The sequence below is a fragment of the Terriglobales bacterium genome (genome assembly GCA_035764005.1).
Taxonomy (GTDB): Bacteria; Acidobacteriota; Terriglobia; order Terriglobales; family Acidobacteriaceae; genus Gp1-AA112.
In genome coordinates this window covers 90,504-116,853 of record DASTZZ010000025.1, presented here as the reverse complement: position 1 = coordinate 116,853, position 26,350 = coordinate 90,504, and the positions used below count along the sequence as shown (strand labels likewise).

Annotated in this window: 22 protein-coding genes and 1 tRNA gene; 15 read left to right on the top strand and 8 right to left on the bottom strand. The window is 55.9% G+C overall.

The annotated features are described in order from the left end of the window. Nucleotides 1-28: 28 nt before the first annotated feature. From proB to carB, 6 genes are all read left to right on the top strand, one after another. The gene (gene proB / locus VFU50_04525; protein ID HEU5232103.1) at nt 29-820 is read left to right on the top strand and encodes a glutamate 5-kinase; all 792 of its coding nucleotides are present in this window, start codon (nt 29-31) and stop codon (nt 818-820) included. Next, entirely contained in the window at nt 817-2,145 is a 1,329-nt protein-coding gene (locus tag VFU50_04520) for a glutamate-5-semialdehyde dehydrogenase (GenBank protein ID HEU5232102.1), read from the top strand. Before proB ends, VFU50_04520 begins: the two co-directional genes overlap by 4 nt. 58 nt (nt 2,146-2,203) lie before the next feature. Continuing rightward, nucleotides 2,204-3,187 carry a D-2-hydroxyacid dehydrogenase gene (locus VFU50_04515; GenBank protein ID HEU5232101.1) on the top strand — a complete coding sequence of 328 codons (984 nt, stop codon included), beginning with the start codon at nt 2,204-2,206 and terminating at the stop codon, nt 3,185-3,187. 71 nt (nt 3,188-3,258) lie between these two features. Further along, nucleotides 3,259-3,825 carry a signal peptidase I gene (gene lepB, locus VFU50_04510; GenBank protein ID HEU5232100.1) on the top strand — a complete coding sequence of 189 codons (567 nt, stop codon included), beginning with the start codon at nt 3,259-3,261 and terminating at the stop codon, nt 3,823-3,825. A gap of 179 nt (nt 3,826-4,004) precedes the next feature. Next, nucleotides 4,005-5,135, top strand: coding sequence for a glutamine-hydrolyzing carbamoyl-phosphate synthase small subunit (gene carA / locus VFU50_04505; GenBank protein ID HEU5232099.1), 1,131 nt, complete (start codon nt 4,005-4,007; stop codon nt 5,133-5,135). A 6-nt stretch (nt 5,136-5,141) separates the two neighbouring features. Continuing rightward, nucleotides 5,142-8,420: a carbamoyl-phosphate synthase large subunit gene (gene carB, locus VFU50_04500; protein ID HEU5232098.1), complete on the top strand. Its 3,279-nt coding sequence runs from the start codon at nt 5,142-5,144 to the stop codon at nt 8,418-8,420. 260 nt (nt 8,421-8,680) lie between these two features. Here carB and VFU50_04495 read toward each other — a convergent pair whose 3' ends face one another. Beyond that, the gene (locus tag VFU50_04495; GenBank protein ID HEU5232097.1) at nt 8,681-11,029 is read right to left on the bottom strand and encodes a glycoside hydrolase family 31 protein; all 2,349 of its coding nucleotides are present in this window, start codon (nt 11,027-11,029) and stop codon (nt 8,681-8,683) included. Between the two features lie 158 nt (nt 11,030-11,187). Between VFU50_04495 and VFU50_04490 the strand changes: the two genes are divergently transcribed. The 3 genes from VFU50_04490 (at nt 11,188) to VFU50_04480 (ending at nt 13,414) form a co-directional block, all read left to right on the top strand. Continuing rightward, entirely contained in the window at nt 11,188-11,673 is a 486-nt protein-coding gene (locus tag VFU50_04490) for an AI-2E family transporter (GenBank protein ID HEU5232096.1), read from the top strand. A 138-nt stretch (nt 11,674-11,811) separates the two neighbouring features. Beyond that, a complete protein-coding gene (locus tag VFU50_04485) occupies nt 11,812-12,558 on the top strand; it encodes a YebC/PmpR family DNA-binding transcriptional regulator (GenBank protein ID HEU5232095.1) in 747 nt (248 codons plus the stop codon). A 115-nt stretch (nt 12,559-12,673) separates the two neighbouring features. After that, on the top strand, nt 12,674-13,414 hold the full coding sequence (locus VFU50_04480) for a hypothetical protein (protein HEU5232094.1): 741 nt from the start codon (nt 12,674-12,676) through the stop codon (nt 13,412-13,414). A 71-nt stretch (nt 13,415-13,485) separates the two neighbouring features. Here VFU50_04480 and VFU50_04475 read toward each other — a convergent pair whose 3' ends face one another. Beyond that, nucleotides 13,486-13,857: a hypothetical protein gene (locus tag VFU50_04475; protein ID HEU5232093.1), complete on the bottom strand. Its 372-nt coding sequence runs from the start codon at nt 13,855-13,857 to the stop codon at nt 13,486-13,488. Between the two features lie 26 nt (nt 13,858-13,883). Between VFU50_04475 and VFU50_04470 the strand changes: the two genes are divergently transcribed. Further along, entirely contained in the window at nt 13,884-15,068 is a 1,185-nt protein-coding gene (locus tag VFU50_04470; protein ID HEU5232092.1) for a pyridoxal phosphate-dependent aminotransferase, read from the top strand. Here VFU50_04470 and VFU50_04465 read toward each other — a convergent pair. The 5 genes from VFU50_04465 to smpB all read right to left on the bottom strand — a co-directional run bounded on the left by VFU50_04465 (nt 15,065) and on the right by smpB (nt 18,779). Beyond that, nucleotides 15,065-15,697, bottom strand: a complete 633-nt coding sequence (locus VFU50_04465) for an MBL fold metallo-hydrolase (GenBank protein ID HEU5232091.1) — start codon at nt 15,695-15,697, stop codon at nt 15,065-15,067. The two genes, VFU50_04470 and VFU50_04465, sit on opposite strands and share 4 nt — an antisense overlap. Nucleotides 15,698-15,731: 34 nt before the next feature. Beyond that, nucleotides 15,732-16,076, bottom strand: coding sequence for a preprotein translocase subunit SecG (gene secG, locus VFU50_04460; protein ID HEU5232090.1), 345 nt, complete (start codon nt 16,074-16,076; stop codon nt 15,732-15,734). 95 nt (nt 16,077-16,171) lie between these two features. Beyond that, a tRNA-Leu gene (locus VFU50_04455) sits at nt 16,172-16,256 on the bottom strand. 333 nt (nt 16,257-16,589) lie between these two features. Further along, nucleotides 16,590-18,101 carry a leucyl aminopeptidase gene (locus VFU50_04450; protein ID HEU5232089.1) on the bottom strand — a complete coding sequence of 504 codons (1,512 nt, stop codon included), beginning with the start codon at nt 18,099-18,101 and terminating at the stop codon, nt 16,590-16,592. Nucleotides 18,102-18,254: 153 nt separating this feature from the next. Beyond that, nucleotides 18,255-18,779: an SsrA-binding protein SmpB gene (gene smpB, locus VFU50_04445; GenBank protein HEU5232088.1), complete on the bottom strand. Its 525-nt coding sequence runs from the start codon at nt 18,777-18,779 to the stop codon at nt 18,255-18,257. 270 nt (nt 18,780-19,049) lie between these two features. Here smpB and VFU50_04440 point away from each other — a divergent pair, with 270 nt between their 5' ends. From VFU50_04440 to VFU50_04430, 3 genes are read left to right on the top strand one after another with little or no spacing between them, the layout of a single operon-like run. Beyond that, on the top strand, nt 19,050-21,386 hold the full coding sequence (locus tag VFU50_04440; GenBank protein HEU5232087.1) for a cohesin domain-containing protein: 2,337 nt from the start codon (nt 19,050-19,052) through the stop codon (nt 21,384-21,386). Next, nucleotides 21,376-21,882, top strand: a complete 507-nt coding sequence (locus VFU50_04435) for a type II secretion system protein (protein ID HEU5232086.1) — start codon at nt 21,376-21,378, stop codon at nt 21,880-21,882. Before VFU50_04440 ends, VFU50_04435 begins: the two co-directional genes overlap by 11 nt. Beyond that, a complete protein-coding gene (locus VFU50_04430) occupies nt 21,876-22,298 on the top strand; it encodes a prepilin-type N-terminal cleavage/methylation domain-containing protein (GenBank protein ID HEU5232085.1) in 423 nt (140 codons plus the stop codon). The genes VFU50_04435 and VFU50_04430 overlap by 7 nt, the downstream gene beginning before the upstream one ends. Nucleotides 22,299-22,307: 9 nt before the next feature. Here the strand turns inward: VFU50_04430 and VFU50_04425 are convergent, their stop codons facing one another. After that, nucleotides 22,308-23,195, bottom strand: a complete 888-nt coding sequence (locus VFU50_04425) for a PAS domain S-box protein (protein HEU5232084.1) — start codon at nt 23,193-23,195, stop codon at nt 22,308-22,310. 102 nt (nt 23,196-23,297) lie between these two features. Between VFU50_04425 and hutU the strand changes: the two genes are divergently transcribed. Then, complete coding sequence (hutU, locus tag VFU50_04420) at nt 23,298-25,067, top strand: urocanate hydratase (GenBank protein HEU5232083.1); 1,770 nt, start codon at nt 23,298-23,300, stop codon at nt 25,065-25,067. Then, nucleotides 25,064-26,344 carry an imidazolonepropionase gene (gene hutI / locus VFU50_04415; protein HEU5232082.1) on the top strand — a complete coding sequence of 427 codons (1,281 nt, stop codon included), beginning with the start codon at nt 25,064-25,066 and terminating at the stop codon, nt 26,342-26,344. Before hutU ends, hutI begins: the two co-directional genes overlap by 4 nt. Nucleotides 26,345-26,350: the final 6 nt, after the last annotated feature.

The window sequence follows — 26,350 nt, the reverse complement described above, 5'->3', positions numbered from 1 at the left end:
TTTTGTTTCTGCTTAGACGGAGATTGGAATGACGATTCGAAACAGATTAGCCAATGCCGATGACATAGTCGTTAAAGTTGGAACCAAGGTGTTGATCGGCGCAGACGGCTCGGTTGCGAATGAAGTATTGGACCGATTAGTGACATCGATCGCACGACTACGCTCGCGCGGATGTCGTGTAGTGCTTGTCTCCTCGGGAGCGGTCGGAATCGGAGCTAGTGCACTTGGAGTTTCCCATCAATTGGTTTCGGTGTGTGCGGCAACCGGGCAAAGCGTTCTGACCTCCGTATATCAGCAAGCCTTCCGTTCGCACAGCATCCACGTGGGTCAAATTCTGGTCACAGCCGAAGATTTCGCGACGCCCTCCCGCAGTAGAAAGCTGATCCAAACTCTTCAGCATCTGATCGAGGCCGGAGCATTACCAATTCTCAATGAGAACGATGCGATCAGCGGTTCCCAGGTCGAAAGCGACTCCGCCCGCGCATTCTCCGAGAACGATATGCTCGCATCGCTGATCGCGCGCGAACTTCATGCTGATTTGCTCGTCTTTCTCACCGATGTGGATGGCGTCTATGACCTTCATCCAGAGGATCCCGAGGCAGCGTTGATTTCCGAACTCCAGGGCGAACACGTGGAAGCGAATGGCGAAAGCCGCAATGGCCGCGGTGGTGTGCGGGCCAAAGTGAAAGCCGCAATCCATGCGACGCGCGAACGCCACACAGTAGCTGTAATTGCGAACGGCCGCACGCCAGATGTTCTGGAGAGAATTTTGAGTGGTGACCAGATTGGAACGTTAGTCGCTTCCGTGGAGGTGAAATGACTCATACAAATCCACAGAGCGCAGCTGTCGCGGCGAAGCAGTCCTCGCGCCAGCTTGCGGCATTAGCCCCAGAAGCGAAGCAGCAGGTCCTTGAAGCCGTTGCTGCCGAGATCGAACAATCCGCTGAGACCATTTTCGAAGCGAATCGTCAGGATGTAATTGCAGCCAGAAATGGATCTAGTCAGGATGGAATCTCCTCGTCTGCTCTCGCCCGCATGACTCTCAATGAAGAGAAGCTCTCGCAGATGGCTCGAAGTGTGAATGCTGTGAGCGGTCTGGAGGACCCAGTCGGAAAAATTCTTCATCAATCCGAATTGGACGATGGACTGGAACTCACAAAAATATCGTGCCCTTTCGGAGTGATCGCTGCGGTAGTTGAAGCGCGCCCGGACGCTGTGGTGCAGTTGTCAGCCCTCGCGTTTAAGTCCGGTAACGCGCTCATGATCAAAGCCGGTGTGGAGATCGCTCGAACCACTGAAATACTCCTTGGAATTTTCAAGAGCGCATATGAACGCGCCAGAATTCCGGCTGATGCGCTCACTAATGTGAAGAGCAGGGAAGAACTGCGCGAGCTTTTGAAACTGGATCAGTACATCGATCTGGTGGTGCCTCGTGGAAGCTCAGAACTGGTCCGCTTCATCTCAGCCAATACACGGATTCCGGTGCTTGGGCATGCAGACGGTGTGTGCCACGTCTGCGTCGATGCTGCTGCTGATCTCGATCTGGCTACTTCCGTGATTCTCGACAGCAAAATTCAGGCGCCCGCAACCTGCAACGCAGTCGAAACCGTTCTCATTCACCGCAACATTGCAAACGACTTTCTTCCGAGATTGGTGGAGTTGCTTCAACTCGGGGGAGTGAAAGTCCGAGGCTGCGAGCGCACCCGGGCCATTTGCGGCAATGGAATCGATCTCGTGAAAGAGAGCGAGTGGCACGCCGAATATGGATCCCTCACGCTCGCCTTGCGCGTGGTCGAAAGCTGCGACGAGGCAATTACGCATATCAACCACTTCGGATCGCATCACACCGACTCGATCATTACCGAGGATCAACAAACGGCCGAAAAGTTCCTGGCTGAAGTTGACTCCGCGGGAGTGTTTCACAACGTCTCAACGCGTTTCTCCGATGGATACCGCTATGGCTTCGGAGCCGAAGTGGGCATCGCGACGGGCAAACTGCACGCCCGAGGTCCGGTAGGACTGGAAGGACTGGTTACGTACAAGTACATTCTCGTGGGTAAAGGACAATGCGTTAGCCAATACATCGGTGCTCGTGCTCGAAAGTTTAAACACGAGCTCAATGCCACCGAAGTTGCTGTGGGATGATGAGGTGAAGAATATGATGGTTGCGATTATTCATATTGCATAGCATCATCAGCTCCCGTTGAAAGTCCTGTTGGCCATTCATCATCGCTTTGAACTGTGGAACGCGCCGGAGTGGCTCGGCCCGCGTCTGCAGCAGGATTTTCCCGAGCACCGGTTCATTCAGCTCACCAATCTCGAGGACCTGCCAGACAAACTTGTCGATGCCGATGTCTTGGTGGGCTGGCAGCTCCGTCCGGAACAATTCAAAGAGGCTAAGAAACTGCGATGGATTCACGCCACAACGGCTGCCGTGCATCAGCTTATGTTTCCCGAATTGGTCGCGAGTGATGTACGCGTGACCAACTCGACGGAAATCCACGGACCAGTTGTTGCCGAGCACGCGGTAGCGCTCATCCTCGGGCTCGCCAAGGGACTGCCGTGGGCGATGAAATTCCAACAGCAGCATCGCTGGGGACAACAGGACCTGTGGCGTAGCTTTGCGCGTCCGCGAGAAATCGCGGGAGCAACTTTGGGCGTGATTGGGCTCGGCGCGATCGGACGCGAGAGCGTCAGACTGGCGAAGGCACTAGCCATGCGAGTGATTGCCGTTCGCGAGCACCCCGAGCGTGGAGCGGAAGGAGCTGACCGCGTTTTCGGACCCGGTGAACTCGATCAGTTGCTCAGCGAATCTGACTACGTTCTCCTGGCCGCCCCGCTCACTCCAAGAACAGCAGCTATCTTCGATGACCGGGCATTCGCGAAAATGCGCGGCGATGCCTCCTTTCTAAACGTTAGCCGCGGAGCGCTCGTGGATGAAGAGGCGCTTGGGCGAGCTCTGCGGCAGGGCAAGATACGAGCCGCAGCTCTGGACGTCTTCCAAACCGAACCTCTGCCCGCAGATTCGCCGTTATGGAAAATCGAAAACCTGTTCATCACTCCTCATACTGCGGCTCTCACGGAGAAGCTCTGGGAGCGGCACTTCAAGCGCATCAGCGAGAATCTGCGTCGCTACGCCACGGGTGAGCCGCTGTTGGGAGAAGTGGATAAACAAAAAGGCTACTGACTGTGTCTTTATAATGAGGAGTAGACCGAGTGGGGCACCGTGGTAATGCCCGAGCTTGATTCTGATCTCTTGTGATTGAATCCAGCACGCCACCGACGATACAACCTCCAGCCCAACCGTCGCGCCGCCAGCGCTTGCTTTGGAGTTGGGGCCGCGATCTTCTGATCGCGCTGGGACTCTCCGCTTTTTTCATTGTGTTTCTCTATCAGCCCGTGCGCGTCGAAGGCACGAGCATGCTACCGGGTCTGCAGGACCAGGAGCGCATCTTCATCAACAAGTTCGTTTATAAGCTCGAGCCGATCGAACGTGGCGATATCGTTGTCTTCCATTATCCGTTTGATCCATCGAAGAGCTACATCAAGCGCGTGATTGGAGTATCAGGAGACCGCGTGCGCATCGTTGAGGGGCAAGTGTACGTGAACGAACGTCCAATCAAAGAACCATACGTTCCCGGCGAATACTTCGACTATCGCTCGATGGCAGAAATGACGGTTCCACCGAATTCGTATTTCGTGCTTGGCGATCACCGCTCGCTATCAAATGACAGCCGCGATTTTGGAGCAGTGGATCAGAGCTATATCTACGGAAAAGCCGTCTTCGTTTACTGGCCTGTGGATAAGTTGGGCATTTTGCGCTAGCAGCTTCTTAGCTTCTAAGCTGCTCAGCTCCTGAGCCAGAGTCTCGGCTCAGTTCAGCGAGAATCATGCTCGAGCGAGAATCGTTCACGAAGAAAAATTCAGCTAGAAGCTCAGCAGCTTAGCAGCTCAGAAGCTAAGTTGCGTGATAGAATCGGTAAAATCCACCCCCGGAGAAACAGGTGCAAGCAATCCTTGCGCTGGAAGATGGCCGCATCTTCCGAGGCAAAGGCTACGGAGCGAAAGCAGAGTGCTACGGGGAAGTCGTTTTTAATACATCTCTCACCGGATACCAGGAAATCTTCACCGATCCTTCCTATGCCGGTCAGATCGTAGTACTCACCAACCCCCAAATCGGTAATTACGGTACCAACCCAGAAGACAACGAAGCTGTTCGACCGTTTATTGAAGGCCTCGTCGTTCGCGAGTTTTCGCCTATCAGCTCGAACTGGCGTTCACAACAGGCTGCCGATGAATACCTCGAGCGCTTCAACATTCCTGTAATCGCCGACATCGATTCGCGCGCGCTCGTTCGCCATCTGCGCACGCATGGCGTGATGCGCGGCGTGATCTCGCTGATCGAGTCGGATACGGAAAAGCTCGTAGCCAAGGCGCGTTCGATTCCCAAAATGGATGGAACCGATCTCGCACGCGTGGTGAGCACGAAGCAGCGCTACTCGTGGAACCAAGGTCCGATCGTGACGTACCCGGCGCGGCAGATAAAAGAACTCGATCCGGAGAGCGCGCTGCACGTTGTCGCGTACGACTACGGGATCAAACAGAACATCCTGCGCATGCTGGTTGATCAGGGGTGTAACGTCACAGTCGTTCCCGCGGAAACGAGTGCAGAAGATGTGCTGGCTCTCAAGCCCGATGGAGTTTTTCTCTCGAATGGCCCCGGAGACCCCGAACCGGTGACCTACGCCCAGGAGAACATTCGCAAGCTGGCGGGCAAAACTCCCATCTTCGGAATCTGTCTGGGGCATCAGTTAGTTGGACTGGCGCTCGGCGGCAAGACCTACAAACTGAAGTTCGGACATCACGGTGGCAATCATCCTGTGCGCCAGGAGCGAACAGGCAAGATCGAGATCACGGCGCACAATCACAATTTCGCCGTCGATCCAGACTCGCTCAAGCAAAGCGAAGTCCAGATGACGCACTTCGATCTGAACGATGGCACGCTCGAAGGCTTGCGCCATCGCACGATGCCGCTGTTCACGGTCCAATACCATCCGGAAGCCTCGCCGGGCCCGCATGACTCGCATTACCTGTTTGGCGATTTCGTGAAGATGATGCAGGAGTGGAAGGGCTAAGAACCAATGCCTCGCCGCAACGATATATCAAAGATTCTGGTCATCGGCTCCGGTCCAATTGTGATCGGTCAATCGGCTGAGTTTGATTACTCCGGCACACAGGCTTGCAAAGCTCTCAAGGCCGAAGGTTACGAAGTCGTGCTGGCGAACTCGAATCCGGCGACGATCATGACCGATCCGGAACTGGCCGACCGTACTTACATCGAGCCGCTCACTCGCGAGTACCTCGAAGAAATCATTCGCCTTGAATCGGAGATGAAGATCGGTGGCAAGTTTGCTCTGCTGCCGACGGTGGGCGGACAAACGGCTCTGAACCTTGCTGTCGAGCTCGCCGATTCGGGAGTGCTCGACAAGTATGGCGTCGAGCTGATCGGAGCGCAGTTGCGTGCGATCAAGATGGCCGAGGATCGGCTGCTGTTTAAGGATGCGATGACGCGCATCGGCCTCGATGTTCCCAAATCGGCACTCGTCAACAATCTGCGCGATGGCATCGAATTTGCCGGCAAAATTGGTTTTCCGGTGATCATTCGGCCTTCGTTCACGCTCGGCGGATCTGGCGGCGGCATCGCCTACAACCGCGAAGAGTTGATGGAGATTCTTGCCCGTGGACTCGATCTCTCTCCGGTTCACGAGGTTCTTATCGAGGAATCTGTTCTCGGATGGAAAGAGTACGAGCTTGAGGTGATGCGTGACTTGAGAGACAACGTCATCATTGTCTGCTCGATTGAGAACTTCGATCCCATGGGTGTCCACACGGGCGACTCGATCACCGTCGCGCCTGCCCAGACGCTCACGGATCGCGAATACCAATGTATGCGCGACGCGGCGATTCGCGTCATTCGCGAGATCGGCGTCGAGACCGGCGGATCGAATATTCAGTTTGGAGTACATCCGACGAACGGACGCATGGTCGTCATCGAGATGAATCCGCGCGTCTCGCGTTCTTCGGCCCTTGCGTCGAAAGCAACGGGATTCCCGATTGCGAAGATTGCCGCGCGCCTCGCAGTCGGCTATACACTCGACGAAATTCCCAACGACATCACGCGCAAGACCCCAGCATGCTTTGAGCCAACCATTGATTATGTAGTCGTCAAAATTCCCAAATGGCAGTTCGAGAAATTTCCTGGAGCGGAAGAAGGCCTCGGTCCACAGATGAAATCGGTCGGCGAGGCCATGGCGATCGGCCGCACGTTCAAAGAAGCGCTGATGAAAGGCGTTCGCTCTCTCGACACCGGAAAGCGAGCCACAGCAGAAGACATCGAGCCGCGACGGCTCATGCAGCGCCTGGTCACCCCTCATCCTGAGCGCCTGATGTATCTGCGGTATGCGTTGCGCGAGGGACACACAGTCAAAGAACTCGCGCGCATTACCGCCATCGATCCGTGGTTCCTGCAGCAGATGAAAGAAATCTCTGACATGCAGAAGGAGATCGAGAAGCATCCGATCGATTCTGTCCCGCCGCAGCTTGTGCGCGAAGCCAAGCGCATGGGCATCTCCGATGCGCGGCTGGCGGATTCTTGGAAGATTGGCGACAGCAAAGGAGCGGCCGAGAAAGTTCGCCACCTCCGCGCGAAGAATGGGTTAAAGCCGGTATTCAAGCTGGTGGACACCTGCGCGGCAGAGTTCGAGAGCTACACCCCATATCTGTACTCAGCGTACGAAGAGGAGGACGAAGCGCCTCCGACCGGCAAGAAAAAAGTCATCATTCTGGGCAGCGGGCCAAATCGCATCGGGCAGGGAATTGAATTCGATTACTGCTGCTGCCACGCCTCGTTCGCGTTGCGCGAAGATGGTTACGAGACCATCATGATCAACTGTAATCCCGAAACGGTGTCGACTGACTACGACACCAGCGATCGGCTCTACTTCGAGCCACTGACTCTGGAAGACGTGCTTGCCGTGTACGAGCACGAAGCTTCGAGTGGCGCACCCGTCGCCATGATCGTACAGTTTGGCGGACAGACTCCGCTGAATCTATCTCTGCCGCTCAAGGCTGCTGGAGTGCCAATCATCGGAACCTCTCCGGAGTCGATTGACCTGGCAGAAGACCGCAAGCGCTTCGGCAAACTGATCGAGGAACTAGGAATCCCGCAGCCGCCGGGGGCCATGGCCACGAGTGTCGATGAGGCAGTGAAAGGCGCAAACGCGGTCGGCTATCCCGTTCTGGTACGTCCGTCATATGTGCTTGGCGGGCGCGCAATGGTCATCGCCTACGACGATGCTTCCGTGATTCGCTACATGAAAGAAGCGGTCGAATACTCCCAGGAACGACCGGTATTGATTGATCACTTCCTCGAAGCTGCAGTTGAAGTTGATGTCGATGCGCTGTCCGACGGCGAGGACGTCGTAGTCGCAGGAATCATGCAGCACATCGAAGAAGCCGGAATTCATTCAGGTGATTCCTCATGCGTGCTGCCCGCGGTGGAGATTGCACCGCACCTGCTCGATACCATGCGGGAGTACACGTTCAAGCTTGCTCGCGCTCTCAAAGTTATCGGGCTCATGAACATTCAATTCGCGATTCAGCGCGATAAGGTTTACGTCCTTGAAGTGAACCCACGCGCCTCGCGAACCGTTCCATATGTGTCGAAAGCTACCGGCGTTCCGCTAGCAAAGATTGCTGCTCGCCTGATGACCGGACGTAAGCTTCGCGAGTTCTTGCCTGAAAATGTGGAGCGACGCACCGATCTGGAAACCGGCGATTGCTATTTCGTGAAGAGTCCAGTATTCCCGTGGAACAAGTTTCCCGGAGTGGACACGGTGCTCGGTCCCGAAATGAAATCGACGGGCGAGGTGATGGGGGTGGGCGACACCTTCGGAGAGGCGTTTGCAAAGGCGCAGCTTTCAGCAGGCCAGAGTCTGCCGACGAGCGGAACGGTGTTCATCAGCATCGCCGATCGGGACAAGGACGGCCTTGCCGAATTGGGAAAGCGGTTTGTCGAACTTGGCTTCAACATCGTGGCGACTCACGGCACGGCGAACATCTTGGAGCGTGCAGGTCTGCCGGTCGAGCGCGTCTACAAGGTCAAGGAAGGGCGCCCGAACGTCGTCGACTTGATTAAGGGCGAGCGCATTCAACTCATCATCAATACGCCGCAGGGGCAGGATCCCTGGTTCGACGAGCAGGCAATTCGCCGCGCTGCCGTAACACAGCGCATTCCTGCTCTCACCACGATGGCTGCGGCTCGCGCTGCTGCGGATGGAATTGCCTCGCGGCAAGGTGGACAGATATCAGTGAGAGTGCTGCAGCACCTGCACGCGGAACGCGTCGCCATTGCGAAGTAATCATCTCTACGCATCTTTTTAGGAACTGTCTTCGCTCGCGCCGTAGGCAAGTGCATTGCTGCTACATCAAAGCGATCTTGCGGCGCGGGGGACCTGCTGTTCCGCGCAGCCGACAGAAAAGCGGGTGCCCCGCGCAGCAAACATCAAATTGTCCAAGCCTTATCTGATTCGCGGCTGCGCGAGGCATGACAGTATCTAAAAAGGCGGTGCAAGCTGGAAAGCGGTGTAATTCTCCAATTGCGCGGATCATCGTACGTCGATCACCGAACTGGAACAGCCACCTGCTTGCCTGAGTATTGGACTGTTTTGTCTGGCGCTGAGATCGACGCCTCACCTGTGCCGTGTCCCTCTCGGACCAGAACGATTTGAAACGATCGGGCCGACATCATTCCAGGAAAGCTTCCCGTGCGATCGCCGATCGTCAGCGTACCTGTCGAATCATTCCAGTGCAGCGGAATGACCGCATACTCCCCTTTCTCGTAATCGTAGTTGTCGTTTTCGTCTTCGTAGATTGCGAAATCAGCATTCGCTCCGGGATAGATTCTGATCTCGATTGGATCGGCGGGCTTTTCGGAAGCGTATTGCACTTCGGGGCCCATCGGCAGAATCGATCCGGCGCGCACATAGAGCGGAAGCTTGTCGAGAGGTGCTGGGCTGTCGATCGCCACTCCGCCGTCCTGCGTGGCTCCCGTCCAGAAGTCGTACCACTTCGCTTTCGGCAAGTACAGATGACGCATGGTCGCTCCTGGTTCCGTTACGGGATTCACCATGATCGCCGGTCCAAACATGAACTGATCGCCGACGTTGATGGCGCGCTGGTCTGAAGGAAAGTCCATCACCAGCGGACGCATAATCGTGTAACTGTTGTGAGTCACCTGCCAGGCGAGCGAGTAGATGTACGGCATTAATCGATAACGAAGATTGTCAAAGCTGGTGAGAATCTGCTGCGCTTCGGGACCATAGGACCAAAGCTCATTCTGATTCGTCGTTCGAGTGCCATGAACACGGAAAATTGGGCAGAAAGTCCCATATTGGAACCACCGGATGAAGAGCTCGCGATATTGAGGATCGTCGGGATTGCCGTCTACGAAGCCGCCGATATCGGTAGTCCAATAAGGAATTCCAGAAAGAGCGAAGTTCAGTCCCGCGGGAATCTGGCGTTTAAAGCTGAGAAACGTGGAGTTCACATCCCCCGACCATGCCGTGACCGCATTGCGCTGTGAGCCCGCGAACGCGGAACGCGAAAGAATGAAGACGCGCTTATCTGATGAAGCTTGCCTCTGCCCCTGGTAAACGGCGGATGTGGTCATGAGCGGGAAGAGATTTACGTAGCGATCGCCGCTGCCGATGGCGAGCTTGTGTCCGAGCTGAATATTCTCTTCCTGACCTTCGGTTTCAGGCTCGGTGGTATCCATCCACCAGGCGTCTACCCCGAGTTTGAAGAGACCCTTGTCGAGCAAGCTCCAGTAATATTTGCGCGCTTCGTGATTGGACGCATCGTAAACGGCCATGCCATCCGCGTGGAACGGCGGCTTAGCGAATTTAAACTTGTCGATGAACCAGCCCTGTTTATTCATGTAGTCGTATTCGGACGAGCCGGGCTCGAAGAAAGGCCAAACGGAGATCATCAGGTGGAAGTTCTCGCGATGAAGTTCGTCGATCATTGCCTTCGGGTCGGGATAGTTTCTGTTGAAGACAAACTCGCCTTTACGCACCCACCAGAACCAGTCCTGCACGATGTTGTCGACGGGAATCTTCAGCTCGCGATATTTCGCTGCGACCCCAAGCAGCTCGTCTTGCGTTTTATAGCGGTTCTTGCACTGCCAGAACCCATACGCCCATTTACCGAACATTGGGGCTCGTCCGGTCAGCTCGCGGTAATCGGCGATGAGTTTATCGAGTTCCGGCCCATAGAAGAAGTAGTAGTCGATTACATCGGCAACTTCGGAGCTGATGTACAGATAATGAAGAAAGCGATCGTTGAAGCGGCTGCGCGAGTCGTTGTTCCAAAACAGTCCATAGCCGCGCGATGAAACCATAAAGGGAACGGCAATGTTCGTGTTCTCTTGTGAAATATCGACCGACTCACCGCGGTAATTCCAGACACCGGCCTGGTGCTGCCCCAATCCATAGAGGCCCTCTTGAGAGCCATACATGCTCACCAATGATTCGGCATGGTAGGTGTTCTCTCCATTCACCTGAACGGGCCTCATCATCCGATTCGCCTCGTTCATGAGTGGCTTGCCATCGGCGGAGCTATAGGCGATCGATCCGTCGGTACGGTCGACCGCGATGCGCAGGCGCGCAGTGGAGAGTTGGACTTTATCGCCGTTGTCTTCACGCTTCCAATCAACCGCCGGCCAGGACTGCTTTACAACCACGTACTCCGGTCGCGAGGGGAAGTCTTTGGTGGGCGAATAGAGCACATGCACGATCGAATCGGAGCAGACCTGAATGCGCAATGTGCCTGTGCCCATGGTCAGCACTACACCGTCTGCCTGTTGCTGCACGGCGGTGACAGGATTCCGCGGCTTCCATTGCGCGTTTAGCGGCAAAATACTGGAAATGAGGAACGCAGGGAGCAAGAGGAGAATGCGAGCGAGTCTCATGTGGGGTGCGCTCAATCGTTTTAGTAGAACAGACGCGCTACATTCTCAGGCTCGAACAAGAATTGTTCAAGCAAAAGTAATAAAAAACGCGACCGAGCAGCGAATCATTGCGCATGGTCCATGGAAAATGAAGTGCTTTGCAGAGTTCGGCATCTAATATGAACAAGAAGATGGATTTTCGCTCACATGTCCAGACCACGGCTTCCGCCCTGAAGAACTGGTTCATCGCCACACTGCAAGATGCGGCTGCGGTAGCAGCGATGTGGTTGATCGGTTTGCTGATTCTGCGCGTGCCGCTGGCCCCAGTCTGGGCGGTGATTGGCGGGGCCTGTCAGTTCATTCCCAATTTCGGACCGCTGATCGCGGTTATTGGGCCGGCGCTGACAACGCTGTTTGCCGCCAAGTCAGACGCGTTGATGCATTTGCTGTACGTGTTCATTCTGTACGCAATCATTGCCGTCATCGATGGCCTGGTGCTTCAGCCTTATCTGATGAAGCGCAGCAATCGGGTCCCCATCTGGGCATCGATACTTGCGCCCATCGTGCTGGGATTCGTCATTCCTTTTTGGGGAGTTCTGCTGGCCCCTCCGCTGCTCGCGGTTATTTACGCGCACAGGCGGCCAAAGCAAATCATCAGCCGCTAACGGTCGCGTCGCGCCATCCGTAGGCACGATCACGCGCCAAAATCAGCGAGCCCGCGTGCTATACTTCTCGTTTGTTCTCATGCGGATGCGGGCATTTGGAGAGCTGCTCTGCATTAATCCAAGGTTTGAGGTTGTCACATGTCTGGCCACTCAAAATGGGCCACAATTAAGCACAAGAAGGGCGCGCTGGACGCTAAGCGCGGCAAGATTTTTACTCGGCTAATAAAGGAAATCACGATGGCTGCCAAGAGCGGCGGCGATCCCGAGGGAAATCCCCGTCTGCGCACCGCTATTGCTGCTGCCAAAGCCGAGAACATGCCGGCCGACAATATCAAGCGCGCAGTCCAGCGCGGCACGGGCGAACTACCCGGCGCAACTTACGAAGAGATCCTGTTCGAGGGCTACGGGCCGGGTGGCGTGGCACTGCTTGTCGATGTCACGACCGATAACCGCAATCGCACGGTGAGCGAAATTCGTCACGCCTTTACCAAGAATGGTGGGAACTTGGGCGAATCAGGTTCCGTTGCGTGGATGTTCCACAAGAAGGGATACATTGTCGTTCCCAAATCGGCAGCGAAGGAAGACGATCTGATGTCGCTTGTACTTGAAAACGGCGGCGACGACCTGCGCGATGATGGCAACGATTGGGAGATTGTTACCGATCCATCGGCCTTTGAGAGTGTCCTGAACGCGGTCAAAGGAGCGGGGCTGGAGACGACTGTGGCCGAGGTCTCGATGATTCCGCAGAACTACATCAAGCTCGAAGGCCAGGCTGCCAACACGATGATCCGCCTGCTCGAAGCTCTCGAAGATCACGACGACGTGCAACACGTGTATTCGAATTTCGATGTCGATACCAAGCAGCTAGAAGAAGTCGCCGGTTAACTTCGCTGACGCTCCGCGCCCTGCGTCGCTGAATCTGTGATAGCTTCGTTCGCGAAGCTTTCGTCACGCATTTTTTCGTGCGTGATCATTTCTCGTTCCCCTCGAGGAGAAGCCAGTGATCCCCCACATGAAGAAGCTCACCCTGCCTCTGATCGCGGCGTTGATGATGTTCGCCAGCGCCTGTGGAAACAAAAACAATGCCAACAACGAGCCTGCTCCTGCGAGCCAGCCGTCCGCGACTTCGACGCCCGGTGCCGGAGGCGAGACTTCCAGCGCTTCGGACACTAGTAAGAACGCGGCAGCACCTTCTCCGACGCTGAAGACGCGCGCGGCAACACAACCCGCTCCCGTTACCATACCTGCGGGCACGGTGATCACAGTTCGCACCGGTCAGGCGCTCAGTTCGAAAACGAGCCAGGCTGGCGAGACGTTCACTGCCACGGTCGCTCGTCCGGTAGATGTTGGCGGCTCAGTCGCCATTCCCGACGGTGCAAAGGCAACCGGCACCGTGACGACAGCTCATCCCCTTGGACGCTTCAAAGGCGGAGCGATGCTCGGACTGAGGCTGACCTCCGTCGAAATTAACGGACAAAACGTTCCCGTCGATACCGCTGCTGTCGCTCGTACGGAAAAAGGAAAGGGTAAACGTTCGGCAACGATGATCGGCGGTGGCGCCGGTCTGGGAGCGCTAATCGGCGGACTCGCCGGCGGCGGAAAAGGAGCTGCGATAGGAGCGCTCGCCGGAGCTGGAGCGGGCACTGCGGGTACTGCTTTTACCGGGAATAAAGAAATTGAAATCCCAGCTGAGTATGCTCTCAGCTTCAAACTCACGAAACCCGTTCAACTCAGTAAATAATTCCCAGCATCAAGAGAGAGCGAATCAGATCCTCTGGTTGGCTCTCCGTTACTTTTGCGCAGTCGCACCCGTTAAGTTGTGGAGACAGTCTTCTTGACGAACTCGTATGCTTCTTCTGCCAAGTGCGTCCAGCGTCCCGGCTCTGAATCGATTGCAATCCACTCCTTCATGAGGCGCCCATGGCCGGGATCGAAGCGTTCTCCTCTACCTTGGGTTACGAGTTCGTCGACCCTGCTCTTTGGGAGTTTGGCAACGAACTTACCGCGCCCAAACATAGCGAAGATTTTGCCGTTCACCTTTAATCCATAAGAAGACATCAACTTGCCGTAAGTTACATCGCGGCGGCGGGAGAAGGCATTCACCACCGGAGCGAAGCTTGAATCGATTGGCTGCTGCCCATTCTTCGCTCCCTGTTGCTTGCGCGGCTGGCGTGACCGAGTCATGACCTCAGATGTTACATTGAACATCCATGTTCGCGCGAAGAACGGAATGGGAACTGGGCCAGAACCGCTTCTCTCGGGCTCTCACGACAGCTCGCGCACGTGGAACTAAGCTGCTCGATCTGACGATTTCCAATCCCACCGAGTGCGGATTCGAATTTGATTCTGCGTCCATAATGAACTCACTTCATCGCGTTGAGTCGCTCACCTATGATCCTCAACCGCAGGGGCTTCTGTCAGCTCGTCGCGCCGTCGCCGAGTACTGCAAAGCGAACGCAATTCGGCAGGAGGATCAGGTTTCACCGGAGCAGATTTTCCTGACCACCAGTACAAGTGAAGCGTACTCGTACCTATTTCGGCTGCTATGCGATCCCGGTGATGAAGTCCTGGTTCCGCGCCCGAGCTACCCGCTCTTCGATTTTCTTGCAGACATTCAAGACGTAAGGCTTCGCCGCTACGACCTTTTTTACGATCACGGTTGGCAGATCGATATCGGTGGACTGCCGGGCGCAGTAACCGAGCGAACTCGCGCGATCCTCATCGTAAATCCCAACAATCCCACTGGATCATTCGTACACAACCCGGAGCTTCGTCAGTTGCAGGCTTTCTGCGCTGCACGAGACTTGGCGCTCATTTCCGACGAGGTGTTTCTTGACTACGAAGTAGAGGCTGAAGCGGAAATGAGCGCTGCTATTTCACGAGAGTGCCTTTCGTTTGCGCTCAGTGGACTATCGAAAATCTCCTGCCTTCCGCAGATGAAGGTTGCCTGGATGGTTCTCAGCGGTCCTGAAGAGCTGCGCCGAGAGGCGCACCAGCGTCTTGAGGTAATTGCGGACACTTATCTTTCCCAAAACGCGCCCGTGCAGCATGCAATTCCTGCCTTGCTGCATCAGAGAACGAAGGTACAACCGCAGCTTACGAAAAGAGTCCGTTCCAATTTGGAATTTGTCGATGACCAGTTGCAGACCTGCCCTGAAATCCAGCGCTTACGAGTCGAAGGCGGATGGTACGTCGTGCTCCGCGTACCTGTCCGCCAATCCGATGAAGAACTCGCAATTGAACTTATCGAGAAGTCAGGAGTTGTTGTGCATCCAGGTCATTTCTATGACTTCCAGAGCGATGGATATCTGGTTCTAAGTCTCATTACGCCCAATGCTGTATTCGCGGAAGGCCTGCAGGCGGTTCTGAAAAGAATCGGCTCTGATTCGGCCTAGCGCTTCACCAGAAACGGATTGCTCTGCCGCTCTTCCCCAATCGTTGTGAGCGGACCGTGACCTGGGACGACCACCGTTTCGTCTGGCAGCGCGAGCACGCGATCGTGCAGAGAAGTGATGATCTTATTGAAGGAGCCGCCGGGCAGGTCAGTTCTTCCAATGCTGCCCGCAAACAGAGTGTCGCCGGCTATGAGCTTTTGCTCCACAGGGAAGTAGATACAGATACTTCCTTCCGTATGACCCGGCGTGTGCATTGCGACTGCCTGGAGCTTCCCGCACTGAACCGAATCATGATCCCCGACACTCTGATCGATTTCGACAGCGCCGGGAGGTTTCGTTCCAATCCAGGCTGCTTGCATATCCAACATCTTCAGCAGCGCGTAATCGTTCTTGTTGAGCAAAATCGGGGCGCCCGTGGCCTGCTTCAGCTTCATTGCCCCGCCGACGTGGTCGATGTGCGCATGAGTGACGATGATCTGCTTGAGCTTGAGCTGGTGCTTATTGAGGACGGCGAGGATCCGCTCAATCTCGTCGCCGGGATCGATCACAAGCGCTTCGCGTGTGCTCTCGTCACCGATCACCGAGCAGTTACAGCCGAGAAGGCCAACGGGGAAAATCTCGTGGATCAAGGCTTGTACCTACGCACGGTACTGACGCCGATACTTACCGCGTGACTGGCTGAGGCTCGCTGTTCGAGCCTTTGGACTGCGCGCCGGGCTGCGCCGGAGCGGTCGTCTGCTTCGTTGGTTTCGTGTTCTCCAGCACCGAACCAGTGTGACGACGGCTCATCATCACCGACAAAACGATCGAGGTGATCATGAAGATCACTGCGGACCACGTGGTTGCCTTCGTCAGAACATTGGCCGACGAACGCGGGCCGAAGGCCGTCTGCGATCCCATGCCGCCGAAAGCTGCGGCCACGTCGCCACTCTGGCCGCTCTGCAGCAGGACGACGATGACGATGAAGAAGCAAACGACAATGTGAATAGCCAGAATCAGATACATCATTGCGAGCGAGTTACCTTTCGGGGCCCTGCAGGCGTAAGTCCATCAGCTTCAACGGGCTGGAAAGACTGGATGCTGCGAAGGCGGGGCAAAATCTATGGTGCGGAAGGGGGGACTTGAACCCCCATGCCTTTCGGCGCCACCCCCTCAAGATGGTGTGTCTGCCAATTTCACCACTTCCGCACACTGGTGGCGAGGCCGTTCACAGTATAGCAGAGCTTCTCCAGCAGCTCGGAGCGGTTTCACCACGGAGACACGGAGGCACGGGGGCGGTATTCGTTTGTCATTCCGAGCGCCGATTCTGCGGCGAGGAATCTCTATCGACGACTACAAAAGCAGAGGTCGCGATGAACTCTCGCGCAGGACTCTAAAAGGCATTGAAGGCTGGGACAATACAAACTCAAACAGCGCTCGCGAAAGCCAATAGGGATTCCTCACCACCGCCAGCAGGAGGTTCGGAATGACAAAATGAAAAGGCTTTCTCCGTGACTCCGTGTCTCCGTGGTGAAAAGGACGTTAAGCAGGGTGCGTTTCGAAGCTGCGCACGAATTCGATCAGACTCCGCACCGCGATTCCTGACGGTCCTTTCGCGATGAAGGGTTTGGCCTCGTCGACCCAGGCTGTGCCCGCAATGTCGAGGTGAATCCAGGGCTTGTCTTCGACAAATTCCTTGAGGAACATGGCTGCCGTCACGGCCCCGCCGTAGCGTCCACCGCTATTCATGATGTCGGCGATGCCGGACTTAATCATGTCACGGTACTCGTCATCGACCGGTAAGCGCCACATCTTCTCGCCGGCCTGATGCAGCGCCTTGTGGAAGCGCTCGTAGAGCGCATCGTCGTTCGCAAACACGCCAGCGTTGACCATGCCGAGCGCTACCACACATGCGCCGGTCAAAGTTGCGGCATCGATCAGGTGCGTGCATCCCAATTTGGTACGTGCGTACGTGAGACCATCGGCGAGGACGAGGCGGCCCTCGGCATCGGTGTTAATGATCTCGATGGACTTGCCTGACATCGCGATCTGCACGTCGCCCGGTTTCTGCGCCTTGCCGGAAGGCATGTTTTCCGATGCGCAGATCACGGCATTCACTTTGACTTTGGGCTTAAGTTGCGCGATTGCCCGCATGGCGCCGAGCATGGCTGCGCCGCCGGCCATGTCGTACTTCATTTTCTCCATGCCATCCGCGGGTTTGATGGAAATGCCACCGGTGTCGAAAGTGATCGCTTTGCCCACAAGTCCCAAAACGGGCTGCGCCGGCGCTCCAGCAGGCGAGTACTTCACGATGATCATCGCCGGAGGCTCGTCCGAGCCTTGCGCGACGCTCCAGAAGGCGCCCATCTTCAGGGCTTTTATTTCATTCGGACCGAGGACCTCGCATTCCAATCCGTTTTCGGCGCACATCTTCTTTGCGCGCTCTGCCAGGATAGTTGGAGTGAGGCGATTGCCCGGCTCATTGACCAGCTCACGCGCGAAGTTCTGTGATTCTCCGATGATTCGTCCTTCGTTCAGTGCTGAGCGCAGGAGCTTTTCATCGCTGCCGGGAGGCGCGACGATCGATAGCGATTCCAGTCGCTGATCTTTGCGATCGCTCTTGTAGACATCAGGATCGAAGTCGCCGATACACGCTCCAATCACCGCAGCGCGAACCGCGTTGTCGGCATGGAAGTGAACGTTGGACGGAAGAGCAATAGCGAGATGGCGAATGTTTTTCGGCTTCAGATACCGCGCGGCAGCTCCGGAGATTTTGCGTAGATCGTTGGGACTGAATTTTCCCTCTTTGCCTCCGCCGATGAGGAGCACACGCTTGGCTTTCACCCCCATCGGGCGATAGAGCAGTGCCATCTCCAGCGGCTTGCCTCCGATCTCGCCAGAGGTGACCAGCTCCTGCGCGGCATCCTGCAGCGGTTTTTCTGCCGTCAGCAGCGAGGCTACGGCTTTGTCCTTCTCTCCTTTATCGACAACGGGAACTACGAGGCATTCAGTTTCGACTTCAGCAGCGTTCTTGATGACTAGATCAATCTTCATTTTTTCCCTTTTATAAATGCGTTTTCACCACGGAGTCACGAAATGCAGGAAAAGCTTCGAGTTTCAGGTTTCGGCAAAGCCTTTGCCGACCATTCACGTTGCAGCTGGCTTTGCCGAAACTCGAAACCTGAAACTCGAAACGCTGTTGCCCTTTTAAGGGCGGCGACTGCGCGCAATTGCTTCTCGTGCTTCCTTATCCGCCGTTCGACGCCGTTCGGTCTCTCGCTTGTCCCAATCCTGCTTGCCACGCGCGAGAGCGAGTTCGCACTTCGCTCTCCCATTTCGGAAATAGACACGAGTTGGGATGAGCGTTAAACCCTTTTGCTGCGTCTTTCCGATTAATTTCCTGATTTCTTCGCGGTGCAGCAAAAGCTTGCGGGTGCGCGTCGGCTCGTGGTTGAAGATGTTGCCATGTTCGTAGGGCCCAATATGGGCATTCAGCAGCCAGGCTTCGCCGTCTTTCACCAGTCCATAGGCGTCCTTAAGTTGGACTTGCCCTGCCCGGATTGACTTCACTTCGGTACCTCGAAGCTGGACTCCCGCCTCGTATTTTTCCAGCAGAAAGTAGTTGTGCGAGGCTGCCCGATTGACCGCCGCGTCCCGCTCTCCCGAAGCCACTGGATCGCGTTTCACATTCTTCGGCTTGTCGGGTTTGGTTTGGACGGTGGGCCGAGCCATAGCGGTAAATCCCCATTGCGGACAAATTCAAATCGTACCATGCAAGAATTGGTGCAAGCGAAAAGGCAGCCCGCGTTCAGATGCTATAATCGGCAATTCCGCAACTGGCAAAAGATGTTATGTAACAGCGACTTGCGGAGATTCCGGGAGCGGCATCCCGATCCGCTTATGCCGGAGCAGTCTGATCGGAACGAAGTTCGCGCTGCTTTGCCGCCTAAGACAAACCTGCCGCCGGCGAATCTCCGGCGGACAGGGCTCGAAGGAGCTGGTTTGAGAATTCCCACCCGAAGTACAGCGGTGCTGTTGTCACTCGCCTTAGTGGTTCCCGCATTCGCCGACGATTCCGCCAAGACGCTTTTCAAGAAGGGCCAGAACGCCGAAGCGCGGCAGAATTATCTCGAAGCCTACGAAGATTTCAAAGCCGCTTACGAAAAAAAGCCGACCGACTTGCGCTATCGCGCTTCGTACGAGCGTATGCGCTTCGAGGCTGCGGCCGTTCACGTGAAGCAAGGCCAGCGGCTGCGCGATGCCGGTAATCTCGAAAAGGCTCTGCAGGAATTCCAGACGGCGTTCCAGATCGATCCTTCGAGCTTTATAGCGCAACAGGAGATCGCGCGGACGAAGGAAATGATGAATGCTGCCAACCCGGGCAGCAGTGAGCCGAAGCCGCCTGATCGCGCCGACATTCTCCGTCAGCGAATTGAGCAAGCGCAGGGACCGGTCACGCTGGCACCCATCAATGACCAGGCAATCACGCTCCGCATAGCCAATGACAGCAAGACCGTTTACCAGACGATCGGCAAGCTGGCGGGGATCAACGTTCTGTTCGATCCCGATTACGTGTCCCGGCAGCTTCCTATGCTCGAACTGAACAATGTCACGCTGCAGGACGCGCTGAGTCTGGTCGCCATTCAGTCAAATACGTTCTGGCGTCCGGTGACCCCGAATACGATCTTCGTCGCTCCGAATACGCCTACGAAGCGCAAGGACCTGGATCAAAGCGTGGTGAAGACTTTCTATCTCACCAACGCAGCCAGCCAGACCGAGTTTCAGGATATTGCGAACACGTTGCGAACTATCCTGGATATCACGCGAGTACAGCCGATCGCTGCAGAGAACGCGCTCATCGTGCGCGGAACCCCAGATCAAGTCGCATTGGCAGAGAAACTGGTCAGTGATCTAGATAAGAGCCGAGCAGAAGTCGTAGTGGATGTGGCAGTGATGCAGGTCTCGCGCGAAAAGATCCGTAACTTGGGATTCAGTCCACCTCTGGCGAATGGCCCGATTGGCGTGCAACTTACGACGCCAGGTCAAACTACTACCTCGAATAACAACAACGGAAACAACACGAACGGTACTCCCGCTACTCCCACCAATAACCTCACACTTAACTCTTTTAAGAATCTGAACGCCACGAATTTTTCAGTCAGTGTTCCGCAGGCGCAATTAAACGCACTTTTAAGTGATTCCAATACCAAGCTTTTGCAAAATCCTGAGATTCGAGCGTCAGACGGTCAAAAGGCCTCAATGAGGATCGGCTCGCGAATTCCTATCGCAACTGGTTCGTTTCAACCCGGCATCGGCGGTGTGGGAATTAATCCGCTGGTTAACACCCAGTTCACTTACTTAGACGTGGGCGTGAATATCGACCTGCAACCCACCGTTCACCTGAACGGTGACATTACGCTAAAGGTCACCATGGATATCACGTCGCAAACAAACACAGTCGATATCGGAGGTATCTCGCAGCCGGTCATCAGCCAGCGCAAAATCGATCATCAAATCCGCCTTCGCGAAGGCGAGGTTAATCTCGTCGGCGGGATTTTTGAGGATCAGGATCAGAAGAGCTATGGCGGCATTCCCGGTTTAGGACAAATTCCAATTCTCAAGTACCTTTTCGGCAGCGAAAAAGTCGACCATCTGCAGAACGAAGTTGTGTTTGTGCTAATTCCGCATTTGGTACGAAACCAGGACGTCAGTGATCTCAACCTGCGACCGATCGACGTTGGCACCGCCAACAACGTGGAACTCAGGTTTGCGAATCACCCTGGGCGCGGCGCGCAAGGTGAATCTCCGGCTGCATCACCCCGGCCAGCGACAACACCTCAGCAGCCTCAAAGCCAAGGTTTACCCAACTCTGGGGCCGTGCCGGCTCCGCCACAAACCCAGCCTGAGCAGCCGGCTTCGGCTGGGGCCGCAGCGCTGCGCTTTGAACCCGCTTCGATCACGACAACGAATGGCGCGACGTTCAGCGTAAATGTGAATATGACAGGCGGAACCGACGTCGCCGCTGTCCCGGTGCAGATTGCATACGATCCGAAGCATCTCTCGGTTGCGAAGATCGATAACGGCGATTTCCTTACCAAAGACAGCCAGCCGGTTGCCCTCGTCCAGCGTGATGACCCGAATAGCGGAATGCTGGTCGTATCGGCTTCTCGTCCGCCCGGAGCTGCCGGCGTCAGCGGCCAGGGAACCGTTTTCACCATCACATTCACTGCAAAAGATAAAGGTCCCACCGTTCTCAGTATTACGCGTCCGGGTGCCCGCAACAGTCAGCAGCAGCCGATTCAGGTACTTGGCTCGCAAATGACAGTAAATGTTCAGTAGCTTCTGGAGCGACAATATTTATATGCATTCAGTCGTACGCTCTAGAAGGACCGGGAATTGTCGCGGCCTCACGTTGGTCGAGTTGATCGTGGCGTTCACGATCATCGGGATTATGGCCGCAGCAGCGGTTCCCATTGTGCGCGTGCGCATCAAGCGCGAGAAAGAGATTGAGCTCCGCCGCGATCTGTGGGAGATGCGCGACGCTATTGATCGATACAAAGATGCTGCTGACCGCAATGCCTTTCAAACGAAACTCGACAGCCTCGGCTACCCGCCAGATTTGCAAACGCTGGTTGATGGTGTGGACGTCCAGGGTAAGAAGCTGCGCTTCCTGCGGCGCATTCCTGTCGATCCAATGACGGGCGATTCAGATTGGGGATTGCGCTCGAATCAAGACGATCCTGACTCTAGTTCATGGGGTGGGCAGAACGTCTTCGACGTGTACACCAAGAGCGAGGGCACGGCCCTCGACGGCACAAAATACAATACATGGTGAAACGCTCCCAATTCGGAACGCCGATCTTGCGCTCTCGTCGCGGTTTTACGCTTATCGAGCTGATGATCGTGATCTCCATCATTCTGATCCTCATCGGAATCGCAGTTCCCGCATATCAGCAATCCGTGATCCGCGCCAAAGAAGCAGTTCTGCGGCAGGACCTGAAGACGATGCGCGATCAGATCGATAATTACACGATGGACAAGGAAAAAGCGCCGCAGTCGTTACAGGACCTGGTCGATGCCGGATACCTGCGAATGATCCCCAAGGACCCATTCACCAATTCTGCAGACACCTGGCAGGCCGAAACCTCCGACACACTGCAAAGTCTGGATCAAACCGAACCGGGCATTACAGATGTCCACAGCGGCTCAAGCGAGACGGGCAGCGACGGAACTGCCTACAACACCTGGTAAGCGGATCTCTCAACGTGGGCGAATGAATCCCGTGAACACTCGTTGACCGCCTCGCTGGAACTCTCCGAACGCGATCGTGAGCGGGACGATGCCTCCATCTTTGTGAAGACCCGGTAGGTCCGTCCCCGACCAGTCAAGCTTCCGATTGGCGGTTTCGATGTAACGCCGCAGCCCACGCTCGTGTAACGAACGGAATTCTTCAGGAATAATGCGCGTCAGATTACCTCCGATGAGTTCGTCTGGCTCATATCCGAGGATTCGCAACGTTCCCGAGTTGGCATAAATGACCGTGCTTTGCTCGTCAATCGTGAGGACTGCATCGAGTGACCGCTCGGCCGCAATGCGCAGGCGGTCGCCCTCCTGGATTACATCACTGATGCCGTAGTACTGCAGAAAAAGGCCGACCTGAGCTCCCAGGGCGCTGAGGAACTGTTCCGTTTCGGGATCGGATGTCAGGAGGTCCGGGCTGAAAAATTCAAACACTCCGAAGACTCTGCGCGCCTGATAAGCAGGGAACGCTACTCCAGTGTGCAAGCCCTCGAGAGCGGCGACGGAAGCTCGAGGGAAGTTCGATTCTTTGGTGATGTCGGTGAACCAAACCGCGTGGCGAGCCTTCCAACTCGTGCCTGGCAGGCCGTCGCCATAATGGAAACTGCGGACGCGGGTTACGAGCTCAAAACTCGGATATTGATGATCGTCGCGCGTCCAGAACGTGGTGCTTCGCAGCGCAGCGTGGAGCTCATCCACTGCCCAAAAAGAACCAGCAACGAATCCGAGCGCCGCGCCAACCGTAGAGAGAATGTTGTCGACGGCAGTCTGCGCATCCGAAGCTTCGGAAAGCATGCCGGTGATGCTGTAGCTCAGGTTCCAGCGCTCTTGCGAGTCCAGCTTTCGCATTCGTCTTTGTGCAGAGCAGATATTGTACCTGCTCGGTTCTTGATTACAGCCCTGTTCAAGACGTAGGCTACAGAGTTTGCTCAAATGAGGTAAAGCGCGCTCATGCCGGTTGATATCGAAGTTCCTCCAATCACCAAGCACCGCATCAAAGCTCCGCGCGGTACGCAGCTTTCCTGCAAGGGTTGGCAACAGGAAGCTGCATTGCGCATGCTCATGAATAACCTCGATGATGAGGTCGCCGAGCGCCCGGAGGATTTGGTCGTTTATGGAGGCACGGGACGGGCCGCGCGGAACTGGGAATGCTATGACGCCATCGTTCGGTCGCTACGCGATCTCGAATCGGACGAAACGTTGCTGGTGCAATCCGGCAAACCGGTCGGCATCTTCAAGACTCACGACTATGCTCCGCGCGTGCTGATCGCGAATGCAAACCTGGTTGGGCAGTGGTCGAATTGGGAAAAGTTTAACGAGCTCGAACGCGTCGGCCTCACCATGTACGGCCAGATGACCGCCGGGTCGTGGATCTACATCGGTTCGCAGGGAATCATCCAAGGTACATTTGAGACCTTTGCTGCGGTAGCGGAGAAGCATTTCGCAGGCGACCTTGCCGGCAAACTGATCGTCAGCGGCGGCATGGGAGGTATGGGAGGAGCCCAGCCCCTGGCGGCAACTATGGCAGGCGCGTGCTTCCTCGGAATTGATGTCAATCCCGAGCGCATCAAGAAACGCCTGAAGACCGCCTACTGCGACTTCATGGTCAACAGCCTCGACGAGGCGCTGCGAATCCTGAAGAACTCGATTCGCAAAAGGGAAGCGGTTTCCGTCGGTTTGATCGGAAACTGTGCGGATGTGATTCCCGAATTGGCTGCGCGTGGAGTTAAGCCCGATCTACTTACTGATCAAACCTCGGCGCATGATCCCTTGAATGGCTACATTCCTTCCGGGTTGAGCGTCGAGCAAGCGGATGAACTCCGGCGACGTGATCCGAAAGGTTACCTTGAACGCTCGCTCGATTCGATCGCACGGCACGTTGAAGGCATGCTGGTCCTGCAGAAGTCCGGTTCGGTCACATTCGACTATGGCAACAACATCCGCACCTTCGCCTTCGAGCGCGGCGTCAAGAACGCTTACAATTTTCCCGGATTCGTGCCAGCCTACATTCGTCCACTCTTCTGCGAAGGACGCGGTCCCTTTCGCTGGGCAGCTCTTTCAGGCGAGCCATCCGACATTGCAGTGACCGATGAGCTGATCCTGGATATGTTTCCCGAGAATCGGATCCTGAGCCGATGGATCAACCTGGCTCGCAAGCGCATTCGCTTCCAGGGACTGCCCGCGCGCATCTGCTGGCTCGGTTACGGCGAGCGTGCCCAATTTGGAGTTGCGATGAATGATCTCGTCAAGCGCGGCAAGATCAAAGCTCCTATTGTGATCGGCCGTGATCATCTCGACTGTGGCTCGGTTGCTTCTCCTTTCCGGGAAACGGAAGCAATGAAAGACGGCAGCGATGCAGTCGCAGATTGGCCCTTTCTCAATGCACTTCTGAACACAGCGAGCGGCGCGAGTTGGGTTTCGATTCACAACGGCGGTGGTGTTGGCATCGGCTACTCACAACATGCGGGCCAGGTGACAGTCGCAGATGGTACCGATCTCATGGCCAAGCGCATCGAGCGCGTGCTCACCAACGATCCTGGCATTGGAATCGCCCGCCATGCCGATGCAGGCTACGAAGAAGCTCGGGAGTTTGCAGAACGCAAGGGCATCCGCCTGCCCATGCCATCGACTGGATCGGTGCGCTCCGCAGCCAAGTCAGTACCGTCCGCGGTAGCGGATGGGTCAATACCCTTCAAGTCATCCTCGGGTGATGCAGAGTGATTGCTCCCGACCAGCCAGGACTCACAACACCACTACTCCTGACCAACATCGGTCAATTGCTTGCGTTGACGCACCCAAGTGGCAAAGAGCAGCCGAGACGCAGGGCCGACTTAGCCGAGCTTAGCATCGTATATGACGCAGCAGTTCTGATTCGGAACGGCAGGATAGCCGAAGCTGGTCGCGAAAGCGACATCACTCGCAACTTAGCCGGGGAAGATCTGCAGAATTTCGACTGCGCTGGCGGCGTAGTCCTGCCAGGATTTGTCGACTCTCACACCCATCCAGTCTTTACCTCTCCCAGGCTGATCGATTTCGAGCAGCGCATTCAGGGGAGCACCTACGATGAAATCGCCAAAGCTGGAGGCGGTATTCGCTCCAGCCTGGAAGGCGTGAGGAGCGCAAGCCCTCAAGAGCTGTCTTGCAAGGTACTGCGCGTCTGCGAGCGAATGCAGAGATCGGGAACGACGACGGTGGAAGCTAAATCCGGTTACGGCTTGAGTACCGATTCCGAACTCAAGTCGCTGCATGCGATTCGCTGCGCGGCAACTCGCTGGCATGGAACCGTTGTTCCTACTCTGCTTGCGGCTCACGTAGTTCCTTCAGAGTTCCAGGGTAAGTCAGACGAATACGTGGACGTAATCTGCAAAGAGATGATTCCCAAGGCCGCGGAAGAGAACCTCGCTCGATTCGTTGACGTCTTCTGCGAGCGTGGAGCTTTCTCTCTACAGCAGACCGAGCGCGTATTCGCAGCTGCCAAACGATCGGGCTTGGATGTGCGCGCACATGTATGCCAATTCACCCCGCACGATCTTTCAAGCCTCGCGGAATTCGATCCCGCTTCGTTCGATCACCTCGATTGCCTGCGTGACAGAGATCTTGAAGCTCTTGCCGGACAGAACACCATCGCCACGCTGCTTCCGGGAGCTTCGTATTTCCTCGCGCACTCGTATCCAATGGCACGACGCTTGATCGATGCCGGCGCTGCAGTCGCGCTAGCGACAGATTTCAATCCGGGAACGTCGCCCACGACGAGCATGACATTGATGCTCTCGATGGCTTGTACGCAGATGCGGATGAGTCCGGGGGAGGCGATCTCGGCAGCGACGATCAACGGAGCGCACGCACTGCGACTCGCCAGTCGCAAGGGAAGTATTGAGCCAGGAAAAGACGCTGACCTGGCCATTTTCGATGTGAAAGATTATCGCGAGATTTGCTACTGGTTCGGCACTGAACATTGCCGCGCCACAGTGCTGAACGGCAAACTCGCTGTACATTGAGGAGTG